Genomic DNA, 22292 nt, shown 5'->3' on the forward strand with positions numbered 1-22292 from the left:
GTTCCGGGAAATGCGCCCATCTCTGAACTTTCGCCCGCCTTGCGCGCCGGCTTCGAGAGATATGTGCAGCGATCGGCGCGTGTAGGACAGGGATTTTGGAACGGTGGCGGAGCCCCGTCCCCTTTGTCACCCGGACGTATTCGGGGGGACGGAAGCCTTTGACTGCTCCCACCGACTTCAGCCGTCGTTGCGTCCTGAAATCCGCGCGATCTCACGCGACACCATCGTCTCGACGATCGCGGGCAGGTTCGAATCGAGCCAGTCGCGCAGCATCGGGCGCAGCATCTCCCGCACCAGCCCTTCCAGCGTGTCGCTGCCCGCCATCTCGGGCTTGACGATCATCCGCGACAGCGCCGCGAGCGGCTCGCGGCTCGCCTGCGCGGCGTCGGCGGACACCAGCGAATCGTCGCGCGATGCGGGCGCCGGGGCTGCGGGCGCGGGCTCCGGTTCGGCCTTTACGGAATGGTCGACGAACCGCTCCGACACGCGCGGCGTCGCAACCGCAGCGGGCGGCGTCAGCGGCTCGGCGGCGGGAAACGGTACGCGTTCGTTCAGTTCCAGTATCTCGTCGTCGCCCGGTCCGGCGATCGGGCGCGGGGCACGGCGGCGGGCCGGCGCGCTGTCGCTTTCCTCGATCACGCGTTTGATCGAGGACAGGATTTCCTCCATCGACGGTTCGCTACTGACGTCCCCCATATCGAACCTCGTGCTCGCGGCAGGCCGTGCGAACGACGCACGGCAACGTGCTTAACGCCTCACACCTGTGCGATTGCCGGGGGTGCTGTCAACCGGGCGCTGGCCCGGCAGCGTCTCGACCGGCCGTTGCAGCGCCGGGTCCGACAGCGTCGGATCGGCGGTGACCGACGGGGTCTGTGCCGGCGTCTCGTTGGTCCGCGTGCCAACCGCTTGCGGATCGGGATCGTCGGCGAAGTCGCTGATCCGGTCGCGCACCCGCTCGTAATTCTTCGCCGGATCGTAGAGCGCGCCGCCCTCAAGGTTCAGGTCACGCGCCTCCGCCCGCCCCATCGCCGCCAGCAGCGCGAAGCCCGCGACATAGGCGTTGCGCCGCGCGCTCACCAGCGTGACCTGCGAGTTCAGCAGTTCCTGTTCGGCGTTCAAGATGTCGAGGATGGTGCGCGTCCCGACGCTGTTTTCGGCGCGCACGCCCTCGAGACTCAGCTTGTTCGCCTCGACCGCGACTTCGCTCGACGTGATGACCTGCTGCGCCGACTGCCAGCTGGCATAGGCCGAGCGGGTCTGCGCGATCACGCCGCGCTCGGCATCGGTGACCTGCTCGATCGCCGCCGATCGCCGCGCCTCCGCCTGTCGCACCAGCGCCGACGGGCGCCCGCCCTGGAACAGCGGCAGCGAGACGTTCAGCCCACCGGTCAGCCCCAGCGAATCATTGCGAAAGCCCGCCAGCGCCGCCTGGTTGCCGACCGAGCCGAGATAATTGGAATAGGCCGTGCCGATCGTCGCGCTGACGCGCGGCAGGCGGTTGGCCTTCGCCACGTCGATGTCGTAGCGGGTCGCGTCGCGCGTCTTCTCCGCGGCGGCCAGCGCCGGATTGTTGTCGACCGCGATGCCGACCGCCGCCTGCGGATCGCGCGGCAGGTTGGGGAGCGGCGGCGGCGGCGCCAGTTCGCCCGGGGGCGTGCCGACGAAACGGATATAGGTTTCTCGGCTGCCGACCAGATTGGCCTCGACCCCGCGCAGCTGCGCCTCGGCCAGCGCCAGGCGCGCCTCCGACTGGGCGACATCGGTACGGGTCAGGTCGCCGACCTCGAATCGGTCCTTCGCGGCGCGCAGGTTCGTCTGCAGCACGCGCACGTTCAGCTGGTTGAGGCGGACGATCGCCTCGTCGCGGATCACGTCGTTGTAGGCCGCGACCACCTGCACGAACAGATTCGCCTCCGCGCTGCGCAGATTCGCCTGCCCCGCCTCGACCCGCGTTTCCGCCGCGCGGACCGAGCCGCGCACCGCGCCACCCTGATAGATCGGCACGGTCAGGTCGATCCGCTCGACGGTCGAGCGCGTCGGGCCGGAGCCGGCGGTCTGGTACAGATTCTCGTTATAGCCCGCACCCGTCGTCACGCCCGGCAGGCCGGACGACCGCGCGATCGGCACGTTCTCGTCGTTAGCGCGCTGCGTCGATCGCGCGGCCGTGATCGTGGGGTTGGACTGATAGGCGCGCAGCAGCGCCTCGCGCAGCGTGTCTGCATGAGCGGAAGGCGCTGCCAGCACGACGGTGACGGCAACGGTGGACCTGAGGAAATCGCGCATCGTCATCCCGGAAATTGAAAGCCGCGTGCCTTGCCGAACCCAGGCAGGACCACGCAATCGATGTCGGCGAACGGCTCCAGCGCGAAGCCGCCACCGGTCCGCACGCCCGACGCCAGCCGCGTCACGCCACGCTCGACCACGCCGGACACCACACGGCCGCCCGGCCGCACCTGATCGACCAGCGCCTGCGGCAGTTGCTCGACCGCGCCGTCGATAATCAACACATCGAACGGCGCCGCGTCGGCCGACCCGGCCTCCAGCGGCCCCTCGACCAGCGTCACGCCGGCGATGCCCGCCAGCGCATCACGCGCCGCACCGGCCAGCGTCGCGTCCGATTCGACCGCAACCACTGTCGCCGCCAGCTGCGCCAGCACCGCCGCGGTGTATCCGCCCGCCGCACCGATCAGCAGCACGCGATCACCCGCCAGAATCTCCGCGCGCGTCAGCAGCCGCCCGGTCGCCAGCGGCGAATTCTGCTCGCGCCCGCCGCCCAGCGGCAGCGGCCGGTCGCGATACGCCGCCTCGGCATTGCCCGCGCCCACGAACGCCTCGCGCGGCACCTCGGCCATCGCCGTCTGCACGCGCACGTCGCTGACCGCGCTGGTGCGCAGCTGGCTCGCCACCATCGCGCGCCGCGCGGTCTCGCTATGATCGGGAGAAATCGTCGCCATCATGTCCCCGCTTTCGCACAAGCGTCTTAGCCGTGCAATACACTAGTGTCGTCGCGCCAGCCCTATCGCGGGCGCGGCCTGACGCCAAGCGGGGGACCAGCGACAATGTCGGGAAATGCACCGCTGGAGGCCCGACCGGGAATCGAACCCGGGTGCAAGGATTTGCAGTCCTCTGCGTCACCACTCCGCCATCGGGCCTCGATGCGGTGGCGGGCAGATGCGTCGCGCCGCCCGCGCTGTCAACCATGACCGCTCTTTCGTGACACGGAAGTCTTGCGTAAGCGCAGCGCCATGACGACGCATCCCCTGACCCTGTTCAACAGCCTGACGCGCAAGGCGGAGCCGTTCACGCCGATCCATCCCGGTGAGGCGCGGGTCTATTCGTGCGGGCCGACCGTCTATAATTACCAGCACATCGGCAACATGCGGGCGTTCATCTTCGCCGACACGCTGGGCCGCGTGCTGCGCTGGCAGGGCTATGCGCTGACCCACATCATCAACATCACCGATGTCGGCCACCTGACCAGCGATGCCGACGCGGGCGAAGACAAGATGGAGAAGGCCGCGGCTGGGCAAGGCATGTCGATCTGGGAGATCGCCGCGCATTATACCGACGCCTTCAAACGCGATGTCGCCCGGCTGAACATCACCCCGCCCGCCGACTGGACGGTCGCGACCGATTATATCGAGCAGATGATCGACTTCGCGAAGATCATCGAGAAGGACTGCTATCTGATCGACGGCGGCCTCTACTTCGACACGTCGCGCGTGCCCGATTATGGGGCGTTGGCGCGTCAGGTGTCGGACGATGGCGAGAGCCGGATCGAGCCGGTCGCGGGCAAGCGCAACCCCGCGGACTTTGCGATCTGGCGCACCTCGCCGCCGGGCGAGCAGCGCCAGATGGAATGGGATTCGCCCTGGGGCCGCGGCGCGCCGGGATGGCATCTCGAATGCTCGGTGATGAGCCGCGCGAAGCTGGGCCACCCGTTCGACATCCACACCGGCGGGATCGATCACCGCGAGATCCACCACCCGAACGAGATCGCGCAGAACCAGTCGCACTGCGGCTGCGCCGATCCGGGCGCGCGAATCTGGATGCACAATAACTTCCTCGTAGACCGCGGCGGCAAGATGTCGAAGTCGACCGGCGGCTTCCTGACGCTGCAGACCCTGGTCGACGCCGGCGTGCACCCTCTCGCCTATCGGATGATGTGCCTGCAGGCGCATTATCGCAGCGAGCTGGAATTCACCTGGGACAATCTCGCCGCCGCGCTGACCCGGCTGAAGCGGCTGGTGCAGGCGGTCGAGCGCCTGCGCGCCCGCGCCGAAGCCGAGCCCGGCGGTACGCTGTCGGTCGGCGAGGTGGAGGAGGTCCGCACCGCCGTCGCCGAGGATCTGAACACATCGCGCGCGCTGGTGCTGCTGGAGAGCGTCGTGTCCGGCAAGCGCCACGCCGCCGACCGGCTGGCGGCGGCGATCGAGATCGATCGCGTGCTGGGGTTGCAGCTCGATACCATCACCCGCACGGACCTGCGCGTGCGGCCCGGCTCGGCGACGATCGATGCAGAGGCGATCGAGGCGCGCCTGTCCGACCGCCGCGACGCCCGCGCGGCGAAGGATTTCGCCCGCTCCGACGTGCTGCGCGATGCGCTGGCGGCGGACGGGGTCGAGGTGATGGACGGCGACCCGCTGGGCTGGGAGTGGAAGCTCGGGTTTTAGGTGCGTGCGACTGCTTCTTTCCGCTTCATCATCAATTCCCTCCCTCCCGTTCGTGCTGACTGCCCCCTTCCGTTCGCGCTGAGCGCGCCACGCCCCCACCGCCCCTGTCCTACACACCACCCCGTCGCTACCCCGAAAACCGGTTTCGCAAAGCTCAACCGACCGGTTGAGCTTCCGGCCCGTTTCACGAGGGAAAACACACGCGTTTTCGTCTCAACGTTCACGCTCAACAATCCGGTTGAATAACGATGTCGACACCTGTCATCCTTGCATCATGATCGCCGTCCTCCCCGCCCTCGCCCGCCCGCTGCTCGAACCGCACCTGCCCGCCGACCTCGACGTGCGCTGGTTCGCGACTCGCGACGAGGCGCTGACGCTCGTCGCCGATGCCGACATCGCCTGGGTCGATATGCAGAAGCCCGCCGACACCGCCGCCGTCATCGCGGCGGGGGAACGACTCCGCTGGGTGTCGACCATCTATGCCGGCGTCGATGCGTTCGACATCGATCTGCTGCGCGAGCGCGGGACGGTGCTGACCAACGGGTCGGGCATCAATGCGGTCGCGGTCGCCGAATACGCGGTGATGGGCGTGCTCGTCGCCGCCAAGCGTTACGACGCGGTCGTGCGGCAGGCGGCGCAGCACGAATGGACCACCGCCCCACCCGGCACGACCGAGCTCGACGGCACCGCGGCGCTCATCATCGGCCAAGGCACGATCGGGCGGGCGATCGGCACGCGCCTGTCCGTTTTCGGCGTCTCGGTCACTGGCGTGACGCGCACCGGGCACGATGGCACGCTGACCCCCGATGCCTGGCGGGCGCGTCTCGGCGACTTCGACTGGGTGATCCTCGCCGCCCCCTCCACGGCACAGACCAGCGCGATGATCGGCGCGGACGAGCTTGCCGCGATGAAGCGATCCGCCTGGCTCATCAACGTCGCGCGCGGCGACATGGTCGATCAAGCGGCAGTGATCGACGCGCTCGGCCGCCGCGCCATCGCCGGGGCCTTTCTCGACACCGTGACGCCCGAACCGCTGCCCGCCGACGATCCGCTATGGACGACGCCCAACGCTCTGCTGACGCTCCACCTGTCGGGGCGCAGCCAGACGACGATGTTCACCCGCGCCGCGACGCTGTTCCTCGACAATTTGGCGAAGTTCCGCGCCGGCCAGCCGCTTGCGAACACGGTCGATCTGTCCGCGGGATATTGACGGACCGGCCGCTTACCGGCCACGGCACGAGCGGCATTTGGGGGACATGATGCGCGGACAGATTCTGGGTGTCGATCGCAGTTCGGGCGAGGGACAGATCGCCGGCGACGACGGTCGCCGCTATCGTTTCCGTCAGGACGACTGGAGCGACGCGGTCGGCCCGGCCGTTGGCGCGATGGTCGATTTCGACGCGAACGAGAGCCGCGCAATCAGCATCTATCGCGTGCCCGGCCTAACGCCCGCCACCATCGCCAGCCCCGCCACGCGACCGACCCGCCCGGTCGCGCGTCGTAGCAAGATCGGCGCGGCGGTGCTCGCCTTCTTCTTTGGCGTGATGGGCATCCACCGCTTCTACCTCGGCCGCACCGGCAGCGGCATCGCCATGCTGCTTCTCACCTGCACGGTCGTCGGCATCGTCGCGAGCTTGATCTGGTCGTGGGTCGACATCTTTCGCCTGCTGTTCATGACCAATGCCGACTTCGCCAACCGCTATGACGTCGAGCCCGTCTGAATTTACCCTGATCGGGAAATGAGGCTTGCGCCGCTTACCCTTGCCGGGTAAGCGCGCATCCATGATGACGATCGCCGGCACCAAGATCCGCAAATTCCGTCAGGACCGCGGCCTCAGCCGTGCCGCCTTCGGCGCGTGGTTCGACGCGCCGGGCAGCACGGTGCAGGGCTGGGAAGAAGACGGCAAACGCGCCAATGCCAAGGTCGCCAACCAGATCGCCGCCAACGGCATTGCCGATCACGCCGACTGGTTCGTCGGCGCCAAGGAGAATGACATGAGCCCCTGGTCGCCCGACAGCTGGACCGCCGCCGACGCGCGCCAGATGCCCGACTATCCCGACGCCGCGGCACTCGACGCCGCGACCGACGAGCTGGGGCGCTTTCCGCCGCTGGTCTTCGCCGGCGAGGCGCGCGACCTGACCGCCGAGCTGGCGCAGGTCGCCGCGGGCAAGGCGTTCCTGCTGCAGGGTGGCGACTGCGCGGAAAGCTTCGCGGAGTTCCATCCCAACAATATCCGCGACACCTTCCGCGTCATCCTGCAGATGGCGATCATTCTCACCTTTTCGTCCAAGCTGCCGGTGGTGAAGATCGGTCGCATGGCCGGCCAGTTCGCCAAGCCGCGATCGGCACCGATGGAGAGCGAGAACGGCGTCGAGCTGCCCAGCTACCGCGGCGACATCGTCAACGACATCGCCTTCACGGCGGAGGGCCGCGCGCCCGATCCCCAGCGGCTGATTCGCGCCTATTCGCAGTCGGCAGCCACGCTCAACCTGCTGCGCGCCTTCGCCAGCGGCGGTTATGCGAACCTGCATCAGGTCCATCGCTGGACGCACGACTTCATGGGCCGCAGCCCGTGGGCGGCGCGCTATGCCGACATCGCCGATCGCATCGGCGAGGCGCTGGACTTCATGGCGGCGTGCGGCATCGATGCCGACCGCGTGCCGCAGCTGAAGGCGACCAGCTTCTACACCAGCCACGAGGCGCTGCTGCTCCGCTACGAACAGGCGCTGACCCGGCAGGATTCGCTGACCGGCGACTGGTTCGACACCTCCGCCCACATGCTGTGGATCGGCGACCGCACTCGTTTCGACGGGTCGGCGCATGTCGAGTTCCTGCGCGGTATCGGCAACCCGATCGGCCTGAAATGCGGGCCGAGCTTGGAGCCCGACGCGCTGCTGCGCCTGATCGACACGCTCAACCCGTCGCGCATCCCCGGCCGGATGACGCTGATCACCCGCTACGGCCACGACCAGGTCGAGAAGCACCTCCCCCGCCTCGTCCGCGCTGTACAGCGCGAGGGGCATCCGGTGGTCTGGAGCTGCGATCCGATGCACGGCAACACGGTGAAGGCGGCGACCGGTTACAAAACGCGTCCATTCGAGCGGATTCTGGGCGAAGTCCGTGGGTTCTTCGCGGTACACCGCGCCGAGGGGAGCTTCGCCGGCGGTATCCATTGCGAGATGACCGGGCAGAACGTCACCGAGTGCACCGGCGGCGCGATTGCCGTGACGGAACAGTCACTTGCCGACCGCTACCACACCCACTGCGACCCCCGCCTCAACGCCAGTCAGAGCCTGGAACTCGCGTTCCTGCTCGCCGAAATGCTGAACACCGAAATGACCGAACGGAGGCGTGTCGCCGCCTGACCGAACAGCGCTTGACGGTTCGAGGCGGCGCCCGTAAAGCGCCGCCTCCACGTGCTTCAAGGCCCCTTCGTCTAGCGGTTAGGACGTCGCCCTCTCACGGCGAAAACACGAGTTCGATTCTCGTAGGGGTCACCAACCACGCGTTATCTGAGATAGTCGCAGTGTGCGGTTGGGGCGGTGTCGATAAATTGGCGGATTTGCGTCGGTTTTGGGCTCGTTTCGCGTGAGCGTTTTACCCAGAGAACCTTTCGATACGGGCCGGGATAGCGAAACGGACCGCGTTTCTCCCGCGGCCCGTTTTCGTGTCTCGAGTTGTGCCGGTACGCGGCTTCAACCAAGAAGCAGCTGTTCTTGTTCTGTCCAGAGTGTGGGCAGCCCGTTGAGGTGCTGCAGAAACCGATTGGTGAGGTGCGCGGGCTGCCGCGCTTCGATCATGGCGGTGATAGCGGTCGGTGACAGGTAGCTCAGACGCACGAGACGTTTGTAGCGCTCGGTCGAACGTCCGAACTTGGTCGCGAGTTGGTCGATACTCAGCCTGGGCTTCGCCAGCGCGAGCGCGCGTGCCCGATACGCTTCTTGCAGCAATATGATGAGCTGGGGGTCAGGCCTGGAACGATCGACTTGCGTGTTAGTGCACTCTGCGATCACGAGCTTGGCATCGTTGCCATGTCGGACCCGCTCGAACGCTTGTTCGAGCATCGATCCATCGGCGGTGTGGACGATCAACTGCCCATCGCCGATAATCACCTTTCGAACATGCTGCACCAGCAGATCGCGTCGATCGTCCTGCGACCCGTCGCGGAGGACCGCTGCCAATCGCTGCGCCTCGATATGTCCATCGACGCAGTCGACCTGCTTCGCGATGTGATCGGCCAGCAACGAAGTGCAGTGTCGTTCCAGATCGTTGGCGGCCAGTCGGTACGGCGCTGGGGCGTTTTCGACGATCGTCCGGGGATGCGTAACATAATAGCGGAACCGCTGGCCGCCTCGGGTGGTGTGCACCGGCCCCATGGTCCGGCCATGGCAGTCCAGCAACAGACCTTGAAGGAGGCTGCCCGACACGAGCCGGGGACCACGCATCCCTTCGCTAATGAGTGATGCCAGAACTACCTGCGCCTGATCGAACAGCTCTCGTCCCACGATCGCTTGATGCTGCCCTTGGTGGATCTTACCCTTATGCTCGATCTCGCCAACGTACGTCCGGTTGCTCAGAACACTACGTAGCGCGCCGTAATGGAACGGGGCACCACCGACCTCCCTGCCCTGCCGCAGGCGACGCTTGGTGGTAAGACCGTCCGCATGCGCCCAGCGCAGCGTCGCTGGAACTGACTTCAACTCGACAAACTTTGCAAAAATGGCAGCGATCGTTGCCGCCTCGCCCTCGTTCACCACAAGCTTCTTGTCGACCACATCATAGCCAAGCGGAACTGTGCCACCCATCCACAAGCCCTTGGCCTTGGACGCCGCGATCTTGTCTCGCACCCGTTCGGCGCCAACCTCGCGCTCAAACTGCGCAAACGACAACAGAACGTGCAGCATCAACCGCCCCATACTGGTCTTGGTGTTGAACGACTGGGTGACGCTAACGAAGCTGGCACCGTGCTTCTCCAGCACCTCGACGATCCGCGCGAAATCGGCGAGACTGCGGGTCAGTCGATCAATCTTGTAGATGACCACGACGTCGATCTTCCCGGCAACGACGTCGGCTAGCAGCGCGTTCAATCCGGGCCGGGTCATGCTTCCGCCCGAGAAGCCGCCATCGTCATAGCGCTCGCGGGTTGCCGACCAGCCTTCGTGCTTCTGACTGGCTATGTAGGCAAGGCATGCCTCGCGCTGTGCGTCGAGGCTGTTGAACTCGAGGTCGAGCCCCTCCTCGCTCGACTTGCGGGTGTAGACCGCGCATCGAACCTTGCTCATGCGACCAACCCGAAGAACTTGGGTCCTGACCAGCGCGTGCCGGTGATCTTGCCGGCGATGACGCTCAGCGACGAGAAGCGCTCGCCTTCATATAGCATACCGTCCTCGACGACCTCTACAACGTAGGTGCGGCCGCGCCAGCGGCGCACCAGGCGGTTGCCGGGCTTAAGAGATCGGCCAGACCGCCCCGCGTATCCCCCTCCCCCAGTGTCGCTCACCACGCGTCGCGCATTTGGCGAAAGACCTCCCAGCGCCTTCTCCTGCATCCGCCAGGCGATGCCGCGAGCGAGCAGGTCCGGTGTGAAGGCCACCGGTGGCCCAGCCTTGTACAGGTCACGCCACAAGCCGGTCAGCTGTTGGCGACTCATCTCGTTCAGGCCGTGCACCTGTTGCTCCAGCGCGCCGCTCATTCTGGCGCAACCGCACGGTAGGTGCGCACGCCATCGACCTTGTCGCTGTCGATCACATAACCGGCCTTGCGCAATCCGCTGAGGGCAGCGCGAGTCGTATGCGGCAACCAGCCAGTCGCGGCGATCATCTGGTCCAGCGTTGCGCCTTCGTCGCAGACGAGCATCGCGGCGACTTGATCACGCTTGGAAGGCTGGGTCGGCGAAGCAGGCGCCAATGTCGAAGGTCCGTCGGAAGCTGGCGATACGGCGAGTCCTCGCGTGCGGATGCTGAGCTTGGTCATGAGTAGTCTCCTGGCGGAGCGACCTTGCGTCGCTCCCACCACCTAAAGCCCGGTCAGGCAGGCAGACCGGGCGCTGGGGCTGCCTGTCCGCAACCCACGAGCAAACCAATGCTCCGTTCCAACACGAAGTCGAATGGATTGTACGCACTGCCCGGCGGGCACTTAAGTAGGAGCGCGCTGCGGGATATCTGCCGTTAGCTCGTGCTGTTGCTAAGACCCATACCCAGACGTTCCCGGGCATTCTTCAGTCACCCAGGAGCCGACGTTCGTTCATGTCGTAAAAGCCGTCTTGTACATGCCGATAGCGACCATGCGGACAGGATATCCTCGCAACCAGACAGCACTGAAGGAACTGCGACGGGAGGGCTTAATTCTGCGCGGGCATATGGGTTTGCACGGCTGCCGCTAGCGAGTTAGCAACGAACATCATAGGCGCGACCTTGGCGACGGCTCGGGTGCAATCATGCCGCAGAAGGCGAGGTCCCGTGTCACGAAACCGATATCTCCTCGTGGGCGTCTCCGCCTTGGCACTGAACGCAGGCGCCGGGGCGTTGTACGTCGGGCCGCTCGCGGCTGACCCGAACGGGCCCAAGGACTGCGCGGACGTTCTACCCCACCTGCCCGGGATTTCGGCATCGACTGCATCGGCCCCTGTCGCCGAGCCGCGCTGGTCGCAACGCGGCGGCACCGTCAACGACGCGAGCTGCCTAAGCCGCACCGCCGTGGCTGGTATCGTCCGTCCGCGCAGCGAGGCCGATGTCGCGACCGCGCTCGCCTATGCGCGGGCACATCGCCTGCCGGTATCAGCGGCGGGCGTGAAGCATTCGATGGGCGGACAGGCATTCCGCGCGGGCGGCGTCGTGCTCGACATGCGGGGGATGCAGGCGATTCGGCTGGACGAAGCCGCGCGGACGGTGACCGTCGGCGGTGGCGCGACCTGGCATGCGATCCAGCTTGCGGTGCATCCCCGCTTCGCGGTGAAGGCGATGCAGTCGACCGACATCTTTTCGGTCGGCGGCTCGATCTCGGTCAACGCGCACGGCATGGATCATCAGGCGGGCGCGGTGATGGGATCGCTGCGCAGCCTGCGCGTGATGCTCGCCGATGGCCGAGTCGTCACCGCCTCGCGCGACGAGAATACTGATCTCTTCCGCCACGTCGTCGGCGGCTACGGGCTGTTTGGCGTGATCCTGTCCGCGGTGCTCGATGTGGTGCCAAACGACATCTACCGCTCCGAACGCCAGCTCATCGACTATCGCGCGTTCCCAAACACGTTCGCGCGGATCGCCGCCGACCCCAGCGTGGCTTTGAGCTACGTCCACCTCTCGACCGCGCCCAAGACGCTGCTGCAGGAAGCGCTGGTGTATGAGTATCGGCGCTTCCCCGAGGACCAGGCGCTGGTGCGACAGCCATTGGGCGAGGTCGCGTCAACCAAGGTCCGGCGGCTGACGGTCAACCTTGCCAAGAAGAACGACCTGTTCAAGTCGCTGAAATGGTGGAGCGAGAAGAACGTCGAGCACCGGATCGAGACATGCACCGTGACGCGAGCGCAGGCGCAAGGGTCGGGCGAAGCTTGCCTGGTCGCGCGCAACGACCCGATGCATGATTCGGTCGCCTATCTATTCAACAATCTTCCCGGCGAAACCGATATTCTCCACGAATATTTCGTACCGCGCGACGGGATCGTGCCGTTCATCGACGGCATGCGGCGAATTTTCCGCGCGCAGGACGCCAACGTCGTCAACGCCTCGATCCGCGCGGTCGGGGTCGAGGACAATGCGCTGTCCTATGCGCCTGCCCCCGCCTTTTCGGTCGTGCTTTACCTCAACCAGCCGACCACCGCGGAAGGGACCGCGCGGATGCGGCGGCTGACCAGCGACCTGATCGACCTGACCTCGAAGGAGGGCGGGCGGTTCTTCCTGCCGTATCAACTCCACTATTCGCCCGCGCAGCTCGAACGCGCTTATCCCGAGATCGGCGCGTTCTTCGCCACCAAGCGTGCCTGGGACCCCGATGGGCTCTTCAGCAATACATGGTACGCGCGCTACGCGCCCGCCTTTGCGAAACAGCCGGCGGCTACCCGACCCTCGATCACGAGCGGCGCGCCCTCGGCGTAGAGCCCCGCGACGAAGCCGGGGTTGGCGGAGCGCGCCAGCGTCGCACCGGGTCGGACCTCCACGACGGTGCCGCCCGCCGCCACGATCGTCCGCACCGCTGCGGCGCCTTCGCCGATCACCGCGACCTGTCGTCCCGCAGGCCCGACGAACGGCATCGCGATCATCACCGACGTCCACACCCCAAGAACAAGCGCCACCAGCGCCGCACCACGCGCGGCCCTAGTAATCATAAACATGCTCGATCGCGGCGCCCGATGCGCGGGAAGCGGCGATGCGTGCGGTCAGCTCGGCCACTGGCACGGTGACGCCGTAGCGTGACCAACCAGGGCGATCGCCGAGCGGTATCGTGAGCAGCGCCGCCTTGGGCACCAATCTGGTCGGCGCAAGGATCGTCATGAAGATGGTGTGGTTGCCGGCAATGCTCTCTACCGCGATGCGATGCTCCGCCAGCTTAACCAGCAAGTCGGTAAACTGCCCGTAACGCGGTGCGCTCACCCGCGTGCGCCCGTCTCCCGTCGCCAGGGGACGCAGCCGCGGATCGACTGCGACGATGACCTGTGGCGACTCATGCACGGTCATGATCAGCGTTGTGGCGTCGGGCTGCATCGCCGCGAGCGCGCCGATACCCCTCGCATATACCGCCTTCACGCCATATTCCGTGCTCAGCGCCACCCGTCGCTCGGGGCGGCGGACGATCGACCAGCCACCATGCGTGCGCCAAAGGCCGGCAAGCGTGCCCACGAAATCGAAGCCGTACCACGGCACCTCGTGCATGAACGCGCCATAGCGTTGCTGAACGCCGGCCGCGTAACGATCCTCCGGGCTGTGCCAGCCGCCCAGCCATTCGCTGACCCGGCCGATCGTCGACTCCCAGCCCGCCTTGACTGCCATCTCGACGGTGAAACTGATGCCGATGACGTAGATCATCTGCTTGGCGTCGGCGGCGCCCGGCTGTGCCCCGGCGACGCGATTGATCGCGCAATAGCTACGCCAGAAGCCGGCGACATCCGCACCATAGTCATACCCGCTCGGCCGTTCGCCCTTGCCAAGATAGCGCCCCAGGCTCTCGGCCGAATAGACGATGTGCCATTCGGGATAGGTCAGCCATGTCCGCGCCTCCGGCCGACGCGCAGCAGGCGGAACTTGGCTCTGGTCTGGCCGCGTCATGGTGGCACCCGGCACCGCGGGGCAGCCCAGTTCGATCCCGCCGACCGGCACGAGCACCAGCGTGGCGGCGATCGCGCCGAGGCCCGCGAGGAGACGCCAGCGACGCTTCACGCGACGGCTGTAGGTCGCCGTGCGGCCAGTCGGTAGCCGACCCAGATCGCGTAGCCGCCGATCAGCAAATGCGGCAGATTGGCAAAGACGTGTGCGTAGAGCGACTGTTTGATGGGCCCGTACAGGTAGATGCCGCCATCGAGATAACCGCTGCCCAGAAATAGCCCCATCACTCCGTCAGCAAAATAGAGCGGGCCGAACAGCCGGAAATAGGTTCGCGTCGCGCCATAGGACCACCACGCCGCGACGCCAGCCCATATCCCCGAAAAGGCATGCAGGCTGTCGTCGTACAGATCGAGCTTGAACAGCCCGAACAGGTTGCCGTCGGCATCGTGGAATGCGGGAACGTAGCCGATCGCGACGACCGCCATGAACCCGATGAAATAGAACCAGCCAATCCGCCGCACCGTGTCCATCGCGCCTCTCCCCCGACTAATCCTGGCAGGCAAGCCGACCCGTTTCAACCAATAGCCCGCCGCACTCAATGCGTAAGCCGCGTTACAACGACCCACAACCGGTCACTCAGCAGACGTAAGCCGCCATCCAATTCCGGCCATTCGTTCATTCTGGATCGACGTCAAATCAGAGCTCGCGCCCGCGCGCGTCTACCTGATAGTTGGTGAGCAGATCCCTCTTCCGCGCATCTTTCTGTGATCGCGCTTGCCAACTATCGCTCTATCGGAGACCATCATTTCGTAGCGGACCTGCCGTCGCGTCCACGCTTCGGTTATCCGCAAATAAGGTGACCCGAACAGGGATGCAGCAGATGGACGCCACCGGAGAAGATGACGGTTGCCTGTCGGGAGTGACACGTCGGACAGCGCTAGGCAGCACCGCCGCAATCGCTTCCTCCTTCGTACTATTCGATGCTGAGGGCCGGGCAGCGCCCCCCGAGCCCCCGATCTCCGCACTCGCGCTCGACATCGTTCCCGTCGTCAACGGGCGGGCGATGCCTGTCACGATTGACCCCCGCACCTCACTGCTAGACCTGCTTCGTGAACGGCTCGGGCTCACCGGCGCGAAGAAGGGTTGCGACCATGGCCAGTGCGGCGCGTGTACGGTGCATGTCGACGGGCGCCGCGTGGCATCGTGCCTAACACTTGCCGCCAAGACTGACCGGAGAGACGTAACTACAATTGAGGGGCTCGCTGACGGCGACCGTCTCCATCCTATGCAGCAGGCATTCATCGATCACGATGCACTGCAATGCGGCTATTGCACGCCCGGGCAGATCATGGCGGCGGTTGCGTGCGTCCGCGAGGGCAATGCTACCACCCGCGCTTCCATCAGGGAGTATATGAGCGGCAATATCTGCCGTTGCGGCGCCTATGTCGGGATCGTCGCCGCGATCGAGGACGTGGCTGGCAAGGGGCGGCGAGGCTGATGCGTTCGTTTCGCTATACCCGGCCCGACACTCAGCAGGCGGCCGTCGAGGCCTTCGCCGCGGCGGGCGCCGGCGCGCGCTACATCGCCGGCGGCACGACGCTCTACGACCTCATGAAGCTTTCCATCGAGAGCCCGGCACACCTAATCGACGTCACCGCGATTCGTGGGCTCGACGCGATCGAGACCGGCGGCGAGCAGCTGCGCTTCGGGGCGATGGCACCGATGAGCGCGGTCGCAACCGATCGCACAGTGCTGCGCGACTATCCGGTATTGGCCGAATCGCTCAGCAAGGCGGCGTCGCAGCAGTTGCGCAACATGGCGACGGTCGGCGGCAACTTGTTCCAGCGTACGCGCTGCCTTTACTTCCGCAACGGTGCCGGCGGCACGTCCGCGGGAACCACCTACCCTTGCAACAAGCGCGAGCCCGGGTCGGGGTGCGCGGCGATCGGCGGGCTCGATCGCGGCCAGGCTGTGCTCGGCCAGAGCGCGTCGTGCACGGCCGTATCGCCCGGCGATTGGCCGGTCGCTTTGGTGGCGCTCGACGCCCAGGTCGAAATCCTTGGCGTTCAAGGCAAGCGGTCGCTGCCCGTCGCCGATCTCTACCGGCTTCCCGGCAGCACCCCGCACTCGGAGTTCACGATTGCGCCCGGCGAATTGGTCACCGCTATCGTCGTGACGAAAACACGCGCCGGCCGGCGATCGACCTACCACAAGATTCGTGATCGGGAGAGCTACGCCTTCGCGCTCGCCTCCGCCGCGGTCGCCATCGACATCGACGGCGACATGGTTCGGCAGGCGCGCATCGCGCTAGGCGGCGTGGCGACGAAACCTTGGCGGGCTACGGCGGCAGAGGCCGCACTGGCCGGACAGCGGCTGACCGCCGAAAATGCGCTCGCGGCCGGCCGGGCTGCGCTCACCGGCGCCACGCCTGGGCGGCACAATCGCTTCAAGATCGAGCTCGCCGCGCGTACCGTCGCTGACGCACTGATGATAGCCGCGCGGAGGACTTCGGCATGACCAGCGCACCCTTCCCTGACCGCCCACGTGTCGACGCCCACGAGAAGGTACTTGGTGCCACCCGTTACGCGGCCGATTTCGCCGCGGCCGGCATGCTCCACGCGATGCAGGTGCCGGCGACGATCACGAAAGGCCGCATCACCGCGCTCGCGACCGAGGCGGCGATGCGCGTCGGCGGTGTCGTGCGCGTGTTAACAGCCGCCGACTTCCCGCCACCCCCGGCCGGTGGACCGGGCGGTCCGCCCCCGCCACCGACGATTCCCACGGACATAGGTTATCGCGGCCAGCCCATCGCCCTCGTCGTCGCCGAGAGCCTCGAGGCCGCGATCGAGGGCGCCGAAGCCATCCGCGCGACCTATGCCGCCGCCGAATTTACCGCGACGATCGACGATAAGGGCGCCTTGCTCCAACCCGTCGAGCCGACGACCGGTGGCGATGCAGCCAAGGCGATGGCGCGCACCGTGACCCGTCACAAGGCCGAGTACGTCAGCCCTCCGCAGCACCATAATCCGATGGAGATGCTGTCGACTACCGCGATCTGGCAAGGCGGCGTGCTCACCGTGTACGAGGGCACGCAAGGCAGCAACATGGTCAAGGGCGCGCTGATGCGCACGCTGCACCTCACCTCCGAGCAGGTCGTGGTGAAGAGCCCGCAAGTCGGCGGCGGCTTCGGGCAAAAGGGCGGGCCGCAGAGGCAGACCGCGCTCGTGGCGCGGGCAGCCATGCTGACCGGGCGGCCGGTAAAGCTGGTGGTCCCGCGCGGCCAGATCTTCCACAATGCAACGTTCCGCCCGAAGAACCGCCACCGGATCGAGATCGGTGCGGACGCCGACGGACGGATGATCGCGGTGCGCTACGACGCGGACCAGCAGCAGTCGCGCAGTGGCCAATTTCCGCCGCATTACCACGAGTCGCCGCCGATGATGTACGGCATCGCCGACTACCACGGGACCGCGGCCAACATCCGCATCGACACGCAAGCACCCGGCTACATGCGCGCGCCGACGCCGCACCCGTCCTCCTTCGCGTTCGACAGTGCGGTCGACGAGCTGGCGGTCAAACTCGGCGTCGATCCTGTCGAGTTCCGCCTACGCCACCGCGCAACGCGCGATCCGATCGACGACAAGCCGTTCTCGACGTGCTTCCTGAACGAGTGCCTGACTGAGGGCGCGCGCCGGTTCGGCTGGAAGGATCGCCCACTCGGTGCCGGCCGGATGGTGCGTCCTGACGGCACGCAGGTCGGCTGGGGGGTCGGGTGCGGCGCTTACCCCGCAAACGTGCATCCGACGATCGCGACACTGCGCGTCGGCGCGGACGGAAAGACGCGTTTCGCCGCCGCGGGCCATGAGATGGGCCAAGGCATCCGCTCCACCATCGAGCAGGTGCTCGTGCGGGAGCTCGCGATCGACCCTGCCGGGCTCGAAATCGCGATCGGCGACACGTCGGTCGCGCCGCAGCACGTTACTGCCGGATCTTGGGGCACTGCGAGCGCGGTTACCGCGGCCGAGCAGGCCGCGGTCCGATTGAAGGCCGCCGTCGCCGAATTGCTCGTCGGGCGGACGCCTCGGGGCAATCTCCACCGCCAGCTCGCTGCGGTCCGCCGGCCGTCGGTACAGGTCGAGGTGACGACGGTGGGTCCGGGTCAGGGCGAGAAGGAGGTCGCGCGACTGCGCCAGGGCGGCATGGCGGTGTCCGGCCCGGATTATCCGCAATTCACCAGCTTCAGCTACATCGCGCATTTCGTTGAGGTGCACGTGGAGCCGCGGACCCGGCGCATCCGCGTGCCGCGCGTAGTGAGCGTCGCCGATTGCGGGCGCGTGATCTCGCCGCGCACGGCGGCGAGCCAGGTGCGCGGCGGGGTGGTGTGGGGGATCAGCGCGTGCCTGCGCGAGGCGACCGAGGTCGACCCGCGCTACGGTGGCTGGCTCAACAACGACCTCGCCGATTATGTCGTCGCGGTAAACGCCGACATTGGCGAGATCGACGTTGCCTTCGTTGACCGCCCGGACGACCTGTTCAACACGCTGGGCGCGAAGGGCCTGGGAGAGGTGGCAATGACCGGGTGTGCGGCGGCGGTCGCCAATGCGGTGTATCACGCCACCGGAAGCCGATTGCGCGAGATGCCTTTCCGGATCGAAGACCTGCTTTAGCAGCTCGGGCCTGCTAGAACGAAAGTCAGGACAAAAGCGGCATCCTAATCTTTCAGAGCTAACTTTAACTAAGAACCACTTCCGGACGTTCAGGCGTCATTCTATGCTTCCCGAAAGCAGACGCTTATTCATCGAGCCTAGCGATCCCAGCGAAGGCCAACTGCCGAATTCTGCAACCCGGGTCTGCCAAGTATCCTGCATGTTGACGCTGGAAGTCCCGATCAACCAGGCACTGTTAGCGGCAGTTTAACCATCGAGGTCTACGATGGCCCCCGATCGGATCCCCATGCCACGCCGCCTACGTTCCCTCATCACAGCCCTTGGTAGCGACATCGATGCGCATGCGGCCCGGGTCGAGGGTATAGCGGCGCAAACCAATCTTCTCGCGCTGAATGCGACGATCGAAGCGGCTCGGGCCGGCGATGCCGGTCGCGGGTTTGGCGTGGTCGCGACGGAGGTAAAGACACTCGCAAACAGCGCCCGCCAGTCCTCGATAGCCTTCCGAGCTGAGGTGATGGACAGGCTGCGTCTCGGTGCCGACATCGCCAACGAACTTGTCGCCGAATACGAGGGTGGCCGTCTTTGCGAATTGGCAAAGTCTATCGCGGACGGGCTGTCACGCGCGCTTTACGACCGTTCGATCGATCTGCGCATGCTCGCATCCGATCGCTTGATGCGCGATGCATTAGTCGTCGGCGTGGCGGCCGAGCGATATCGCATTGAGGCACTTGAGCGGCTTCGGTCGCTGCTACGGCTATCGCCCTACTTCTTGAACGCCTTTCTGGTCGACGCAGAGGGTGTTGTAGCGGTCTGTGCGCACGAGAATGCGTCGGTCCGGTCCGTGAACTTTCAGGGCATGACGCAATTTGAGCGGGCTCGCCGCTTGAGCGCGCAAGACGAATGGTTGACCGATGAGGTCTGGGACAACCCTTGGTCCAACCATCGCAAGGTGCTCGTGTACGTCGCTCCGGTGCTGGCCGAAGGTCTAGTCGTCGGCGTATGCTACCTTGAATACGACTTTGAAGGACAGGTCGAACAGATCATGAGCGTTTCTCAACGCGAAACCGACAGAGCCATCATCTCAATCGTCGATCCGCAAGATCGTGTAGTAGCCTCAACCGGCTACTACGCGTATCACGCCCGGCATCCCCACGCGGTCGCATCATCAGCGCCGAACCTTTCTGCACAGGACGGCTTGATTATTGCTCAGGCGACCGTGCCATCCGATCACGGCATGCCCGGGCTGAGCTTCAGATGTGTGATTGAAGATCACGTGTCTACCGAGGACGAGATCGCCGCCGCTCTCATTTCATGAGCGGCCGCATCCGCAATGATCGCTTCGACCCACTTTCGGCCATTCACGGGCTTTTCGCGCTGTCTGAAACCTGCCGTTCATTCATGTCAGCCGCCTAATCCAGCGCTTTGACATAAATTGGCGTTATGGGTTGAGGATATCGACGTGGCGATCGGTGTTACCCTCTGATGCGTAATCGCTTGCTGTCCGCCCTCGCCTGCTCGGCCATACTCTCGACCACCGCCGGTGCGCAAACCGAGCCGCTGGGCGCCAACCTGGAGAGGTTCGACTATCCTAACCCCGTGCGCTGGTTCGAGGCGGAGTCACAGGGCCATCCGATCCGGATGGCCTTTCTCGACTGGCCGGCGGACGCCAAACCCAACGGCACGACGGTCGTCCTGCTCCACGGCAAAAACTTCTGCGCCGCGACCTGGAGCGACACCGCGCGCGGACTGGCGGCGGCGGGCTATCGCGTCATCGCACCGGACCAGATCGGCTTCTGCAAATCGTCCAAGCCGACCGGCTATCAGTACAGCTTCCATGCCATGGCCGCGCTGACCGCGGCAATGCTCGATCAGGCCAGCGCCGGCAAAGTCGTGCTGGTCGGCCATTCGACCGGCGGCATCCTCGCCACTCGATTCGCACTTCTCTATCCCGAGCGGGTCGCGAAGCTGGTGCTGGTCAACCCGCTCGGCCTCAACGACACGCTGAGTGAGGGCGTGCCCTATACCGACCTCGGCAAGCTTCGCACCGAGGAAGCCAAAACCAACGCGGCGTCGATCAAGGCCTATCAGCTTGGCAACTATTATCATGGGGTCTGGCGGCCGGCCTATGATCGCTGGGTCGCCATGCTGGCCGGGCAATATGGCAGCCCCGATGGTGACACGGTGCGGGACGCACAAGCGCGCCTGTCCGACATGATCCAGACCCAGCCGGTCGCCGCCGAGCTGCCGCGCCTGATGGTCCCGACCACGCTTATCATCGGCCAGCGCGACCTGACCGCCTTTCGCGCAAGCAGCGCGCCTGAGAATTTGCGCGCCCGGGTCCGCACCGTGCCTCAGGCGGCAGAGGACGCGGTGAAGCGCATTCCCGGCGCCCGCCTCATCCGCCTGGACGATCTCGGCCACTCGCCGCAGGTCGAAGCGCCCGCCGAGTTCCTGAAATCGCTTCGCTCTGCGATGACGCCGTGAAGCGATATGCCTGCGCGCTAGTGCTCCTGCTCGCCAGCGGTTGCGATGCTGCACCTGCGCCACGGCTAGCGGCCGTATCCAGCCCGATTGAGACGCGCGGCCTGGACAGCGCCATCCTTACCGACACCATCGCCAAGGCCCGTCTACTTCCCCGGCTCCGCTCGCTGCTGGTTCTCCGCGACGGGCAAGTGCTGGCGGAGCAGCGGTTCAACGGCGGGCCGCCGCTCGATCGGCCGGTCAACATCAAGTCCGCGTCCAAGTCGGTCCTGTCCGCGCTGGTCGGAATCGCGATCGCGAAAGGCGCGCTGACCGACGTCGATCAGCTCGTGCTGTCGGTGCTCGGCAGCGATGCACCTCCCGATCCCGACCCGCGTCTTACCCGGCTGACCGTCGAGGACCTGCTGACGATGCGCGCGGGGCTCGAGCGGACGTCGGGCGAGAATTACGGGCGCTGGGTGTCCAGCCGCAACTGGGTTCGCTTCGCCCTCGCGCGCCCGTTCGTCGATAAGCCGGGCGGTGCGATGCTCTACTCGACCGGCAACACGCATCTGCTGTCGGCGATGCTGACCCGCGCGTCGGGACGCGACACCCATGCCCTGATGCGCGACTGGCTGGCGGAGCCGCTCGACATTACCATCCCGCCATGGTCGCGCGATCCGCAGGGCATCTATTTCGGCGGCAACGACATGATGATGTCGCCGCGCAGTCTAGCGCGGTTCGGCGAACTCTATCGCTTGGGCGGCGTGATCGACGGACGGCGGATCGTGCCTGCACGCTGGATCGAGGAAAGCTGGACCCCGCGCGCCGTATCGCCGTGGAGCGGTGGGCAATATGGCTATGGCTGGTTCGTTGGCTCCAGTCGTGGTCATCCGCTGCGCTTCGCCTGGGGCTATGGCGGGCAGATGCTGTTCATCGTGCCAGACCTGAAGCTGACGGTCGTCATGACCTCAGACCCCGGGGGCGCGCGAGACAATGGTCATATTGCTGCGCTCCACACGCTCCTTAATGACGGGATTGTGCCCGCCGCTGAGCGGGGTAGTGCGCCGTAATGGGCCTCGTGGTGAAGATGCCGCCGATCGAGCAGGCAATCTCGTGGTCCGGCAGAAGCGAGATCAATTTTGAGGCTCGCGTCCAAGTCTGCTGACCCACATCCAGACATCCAGACTGCCCTGCCCACTTCTCAACTCCGGACATTCGTTCATGTCACGGAAGA

20 protein-coding genes and 2 tRNA genes are annotated in these 22292 nt (G+C 66.0%); 12 read left to right on the forward strand and 10 right to left on the reverse strand.

Features of this window, described 5'->3' with window-relative positions:
• Positions 1–177: 177 nt before the first annotated feature.
• The 4 genes from ACX40P_RS09105 to ACX40P_RS09120 form a co-directional block, all read right to left on the reverse strand.
• The gene (locus ACX40P_RS09105) at positions 178–696 is read right to left on the reverse strand and encodes a DUF2497 domain-containing protein (protein WP_459125987.1); all 519 of its coding nucleotides are present in this window, start codon (positions 694–696) and stop codon (positions 178–180) included.
• Between the two features lie 51 nt (positions 697–747).
• Complete coding sequence (locus ACX40P_RS09110) at positions 748–2283, reverse strand: TolC family outer membrane protein (protein WP_459125988.1); 1536 nt, start codon at positions 2281–2283, stop codon at positions 748–750.
• A gap of 2 nt (positions 2284–2285) precedes the next feature.
• Positions 2286–2954 carry a protein-L-isoaspartate O-methyltransferase family protein gene (locus ACX40P_RS09115; protein WP_459125989.1) on the reverse strand — a complete coding sequence of 223 codons (669 nt, stop codon included), beginning with the start codon at positions 2952–2954 and terminating at the stop codon, positions 2286–2288.
• Between the two features lie 124 nt (positions 2955–3078).
• Positions 3079–3152 (reverse strand) — tRNA-Cys (locus tag ACX40P_RS09120).
• Between the two features lie 93 nt (positions 3153–3245).
• Here ACX40P_RS09120 and cysS point away from each other — a divergent pair.
• The 5 genes from cysS to ACX40P_RS09145 all read left to right on the forward strand — a co-directional run bounded on the left by cysS (position 3246) and on the right by ACX40P_RS09145 (position 8174).
• A complete protein-coding gene (cysS, locus tag ACX40P_RS09125) occupies positions 3246–4673 on the forward strand; it encodes a cysteine--tRNA ligase (protein WP_459125990.1) in 1428 nt (475 codons plus the stop codon).
• 274 nt (positions 4674–4947) lie between these two features.
• Entirely contained in the window at positions 4948–5883 is a 936-nt protein-coding gene (locus ACX40P_RS09130) for a D-2-hydroxyacid dehydrogenase (RefSeq protein ID WP_459125991.1), read from the forward strand.
• Positions 5884–5932: 49 nt separating this feature from the next.
• The gene (locus tag ACX40P_RS09135) at positions 5933–6394 is read left to right on the forward strand and encodes a TM2 domain-containing protein (protein ID WP_459125992.1); all 462 of its coding nucleotides are present in this window, start codon (positions 5933–5935) and stop codon (positions 6392–6394) included.
• A gap of 61 nt (positions 6395–6455) precedes the next feature.
• Positions 6456–8039, forward strand: coding sequence for a class II 3-deoxy-7-phosphoheptulonate synthase (locus ACX40P_RS09140; protein WP_459125993.1), 1584 nt, complete (start codon positions 6456–6458; stop codon positions 8037–8039).
• 60 nt (positions 8040–8099) lie between these two features.
• Positions 8100–8174: transfer RNA gene (locus ACX40P_RS09145), tRNA-Glu, on the forward strand.
• 195 nt (positions 8175–8369) lie between these two features.
• On the opposite strand, the gene ACX40P_RS09150 is transcribed toward ACX40P_RS09145, so the two are convergent.
• From ACX40P_RS09150 to ACX40P_RS09160, 3 genes are read right to left on the reverse strand one after another with little or no spacing between them, the layout of a single operon-like run.
• Positions 8370–9956 (reverse strand): recombinase family protein, encoded by a 1587-nt coding sequence (locus ACX40P_RS09150; protein WP_459125994.1) that lies wholly within the window; start codon positions 9954–9956, stop codon positions 8370–8372.
• A complete protein-coding gene (locus ACX40P_RS09155) occupies positions 9953–10366 on the reverse strand; it encodes a DUF2924 domain-containing protein (RefSeq protein ID WP_459125995.1) in 414 nt (137 codons plus the stop codon). Before ACX40P_RS09155 ends, ACX40P_RS09150 begins: the two co-directional genes overlap by 4 nt.
• On the reverse strand, positions 10363–10647 hold the full coding sequence (locus ACX40P_RS09160; RefSeq protein ID WP_459125996.1) for a DUF3489 domain-containing protein: 285 nt from the start codon (positions 10645–10647) through the stop codon (positions 10363–10365). Before ACX40P_RS09160 ends, ACX40P_RS09155 begins: the two co-directional genes overlap by 4 nt.
• 524 nt (positions 10648–11171) lie before the next feature.
• Between ACX40P_RS09160 and ACX40P_RS09165 the strand changes: the two genes are divergently transcribed.
• Positions 11172–12764 carry an FAD-binding oxidoreductase gene (locus ACX40P_RS09165; RefSeq protein WP_459125997.1) on the forward strand — a complete coding sequence of 531 codons (1593 nt, stop codon included), beginning with the start codon at positions 11172–11174 and terminating at the stop codon, positions 12762–12764.
• On the opposite strand, the gene ACX40P_RS09170 is transcribed toward ACX40P_RS09165, so the two are convergent.
• The 3 genes from ACX40P_RS09170 to ACX40P_RS09180 are packed head-to-tail and all read right to left on the reverse strand — an operon-like array spanning position 12692 to position 14458.
• Positions 12692–12994, reverse strand: a complete 303-nt coding sequence (locus ACX40P_RS09170; protein WP_459125998.1) for a hypothetical protein — start codon at positions 12992–12994, stop codon at positions 12692–12694. The two genes, ACX40P_RS09165 and ACX40P_RS09170, sit on opposite strands and share 73 nt — an antisense overlap.
• Positions 12984–14042, reverse strand: coding sequence for a hypothetical protein (locus ACX40P_RS09175; protein ID WP_459125999.1), 1059 nt, complete (start codon positions 14040–14042; stop codon positions 12984–12986). The genes ACX40P_RS09170 and ACX40P_RS09175 overlap by 11 nt, the downstream gene beginning before the upstream one ends.
• Positions 14039–14458, reverse strand: a complete 420-nt coding sequence (locus tag ACX40P_RS09180) for a DUF4383 domain-containing protein (RefSeq protein WP_459126000.1) — start codon at positions 14456–14458, stop codon at positions 14039–14041. The genes ACX40P_RS09175 and ACX40P_RS09180 overlap by 4 nt, the downstream gene beginning before the upstream one ends.
• A gap of 350 nt (positions 14459–14808) precedes the next feature.
• On the opposite strand from ACX40P_RS09180, the gene ACX40P_RS09185 reads away from it, so the two are divergent.
• The 6 genes from ACX40P_RS09185 (at position 14809) to ACX40P_RS09210 (ending at position 22128) form a co-directional block, all read left to right on the forward strand.
• Entirely contained in the window at positions 14809–15426 is a 618-nt protein-coding gene (locus ACX40P_RS09185; protein ID WP_459126001.1) for a (2Fe-2S)-binding protein, read from the forward strand.
• A complete protein-coding gene (locus ACX40P_RS09190) occupies positions 15426–16445 on the forward strand; it encodes an FAD binding domain-containing protein (protein ID WP_459126002.1) in 1020 nt (339 codons plus the stop codon). The genes ACX40P_RS09185 and ACX40P_RS09190 overlap by 1 nt, the downstream gene beginning before the upstream one ends.
• Complete coding sequence (locus tag ACX40P_RS09195; RefSeq protein WP_459126003.1) at positions 16442–18595, forward strand: xanthine dehydrogenase family protein molybdopterin-binding subunit; 2154 nt, start codon at positions 16442–16444, stop codon at positions 18593–18595. The genes ACX40P_RS09190 and ACX40P_RS09195 overlap by 4 nt, the downstream gene beginning before the upstream one ends.
• A 265-nt stretch (positions 18596–18860) precedes the next feature.
• Positions 18861–19910 (forward strand): cache domain-containing protein, encoded by a 1050-nt coding sequence (locus ACX40P_RS09200; RefSeq protein WP_459126004.1) that lies wholly within the window; start codon positions 18861–18863, stop codon positions 19908–19910.
• A gap of 167 nt (positions 19911–20077) precedes the next feature.
• Complete coding sequence (locus tag ACX40P_RS09205; RefSeq protein WP_459126005.1) at positions 20078–21079, forward strand: alpha/beta fold hydrolase; 1002 nt, start codon at positions 20078–20080, stop codon at positions 21077–21079.
• On the forward strand, positions 21076–22128 hold the full coding sequence (locus ACX40P_RS09210) for a serine hydrolase domain-containing protein (RefSeq protein ID WP_459126006.1): 1053 nt from the start codon (positions 21076–21078) through the stop codon (positions 22126–22128). The genes ACX40P_RS09205 and ACX40P_RS09210 overlap by 4 nt, the downstream gene beginning before the upstream one ends.
• Positions 22129–22292: the final 164 nt, after the last annotated feature.

The organism is Sphingomonas sp. RS2018 (assembly GCF_054489605.1).

What these genes read in the sequence shown, in the direction of transcription:
- ACX40P_RS09105 (WP_459125987.1), bottom strand. Translation starts at nt 696, where the DNA reads ATGGGGGACGTCAGTAGCGAACCGTCGATGGAGGAAATCCTGTCCTCG.
- ACX40P_RS09110 (WP_459125988.1), bottom strand. Translation starts at nt 2,283, where the DNA reads ATGCGCGATTTCCTCAGGTCCACCGTTGCCGTCACCGTCGTGCTGGCA.
- ACX40P_RS09115 (WP_459125989.1), bottom strand. Translation starts at nt 2,954, where the DNA reads ATGGCGACGATTTCTCCCGATCATAGCGAGACCGCGCGGCGCGCGATG.
- cysS (WP_459125990.1), top strand. Translation starts at nt 3,246, where the DNA reads ATGACGACGCATCCCCTGACCCTGTTCAACAGCCTGACGCGCAAGGCG.
- ACX40P_RS09130 (WP_459125991.1), top strand. Translation starts at nt 4,948, where the DNA reads ATGATCGCCGTCCTCCCCGCCCTCGCCCGCCCGCTGCTCGAACCGCAC.
- ACX40P_RS09135 (WP_459125992.1), top strand. Translation starts at nt 5,933, where the DNA reads ATGCGCGGACAGATTCTGGGTGTCGATCGCAGTTCGGGCGAGGGACAG.
- ACX40P_RS09140 (WP_459125993.1), top strand. Translation starts at nt 6,456, where the DNA reads ATGATGACGATCGCCGGCACCAAGATCCGCAAATTCCGTCAGGACCGC.
- ACX40P_RS09150 (WP_459125994.1), bottom strand. Translation starts at nt 9,956, where the DNA reads ATGAGCAAGGTTCGATGCGCGGTCTACACCCGCAAGTCGAGCGAGGAG.
- ACX40P_RS09155 (WP_459125995.1), bottom strand. Translation starts at nt 10,366, where the DNA reads ATGAGCGGCGCGCTGGAGCAACAGGTGCACGGCCTGAACGAGATGAGT.
- ACX40P_RS09160 (WP_459125996.1), bottom strand. Translation starts at nt 10,647, where the DNA reads ATGACCAAGCTCAGCATCCGCACGCGAGGACTCGCCGTATCGCCAGCT.
- ACX40P_RS09170 (WP_459125998.1), bottom strand. Translation starts at nt 12,994, where the DNA reads ATGATTACTAGGGCCGCGCGTGGTGCGGCGCTGGTGGCGCTTGTTCTT.
- ACX40P_RS09180 (WP_459126000.1), bottom strand. Translation starts at nt 14,458, where the DNA reads ATGGACACGGTGCGGCGGATTGGCTGGTTCTATTTCATCGGGTTCATG.
- ACX40P_RS09185 (WP_459126001.1), top strand. Translation starts at nt 14,809, where the DNA reads ATGGACGCCACCGGAGAAGATGACGGTTGCCTGTCGGGAGTGACACGT.
- ACX40P_RS09190 (WP_459126002.1), top strand. Translation starts at nt 15,426, where the DNA reads ATGCGTTCGTTTCGCTATACCCGGCCCGACACTCAGCAGGCGGCCGTC.
- ACX40P_RS09195 (WP_459126003.1), top strand. Translation starts at nt 16,442, where the DNA reads ATGACCAGCGCACCCTTCCCTGACCGCCCACGTGTCGACGCCCACGAG.
- ACX40P_RS09200 (WP_459126004.1), top strand. Translation starts at nt 18,861, where the DNA reads ATGGCCCCCGATCGGATCCCCATGCCACGCCGCCTACGTTCCCTCATC.
- ACX40P_RS09205 (WP_459126005.1), top strand. Translation starts at nt 20,078, where the DNA reads ATGCGTAATCGCTTGCTGTCCGCCCTCGCCTGCTCGGCCATACTCTCG.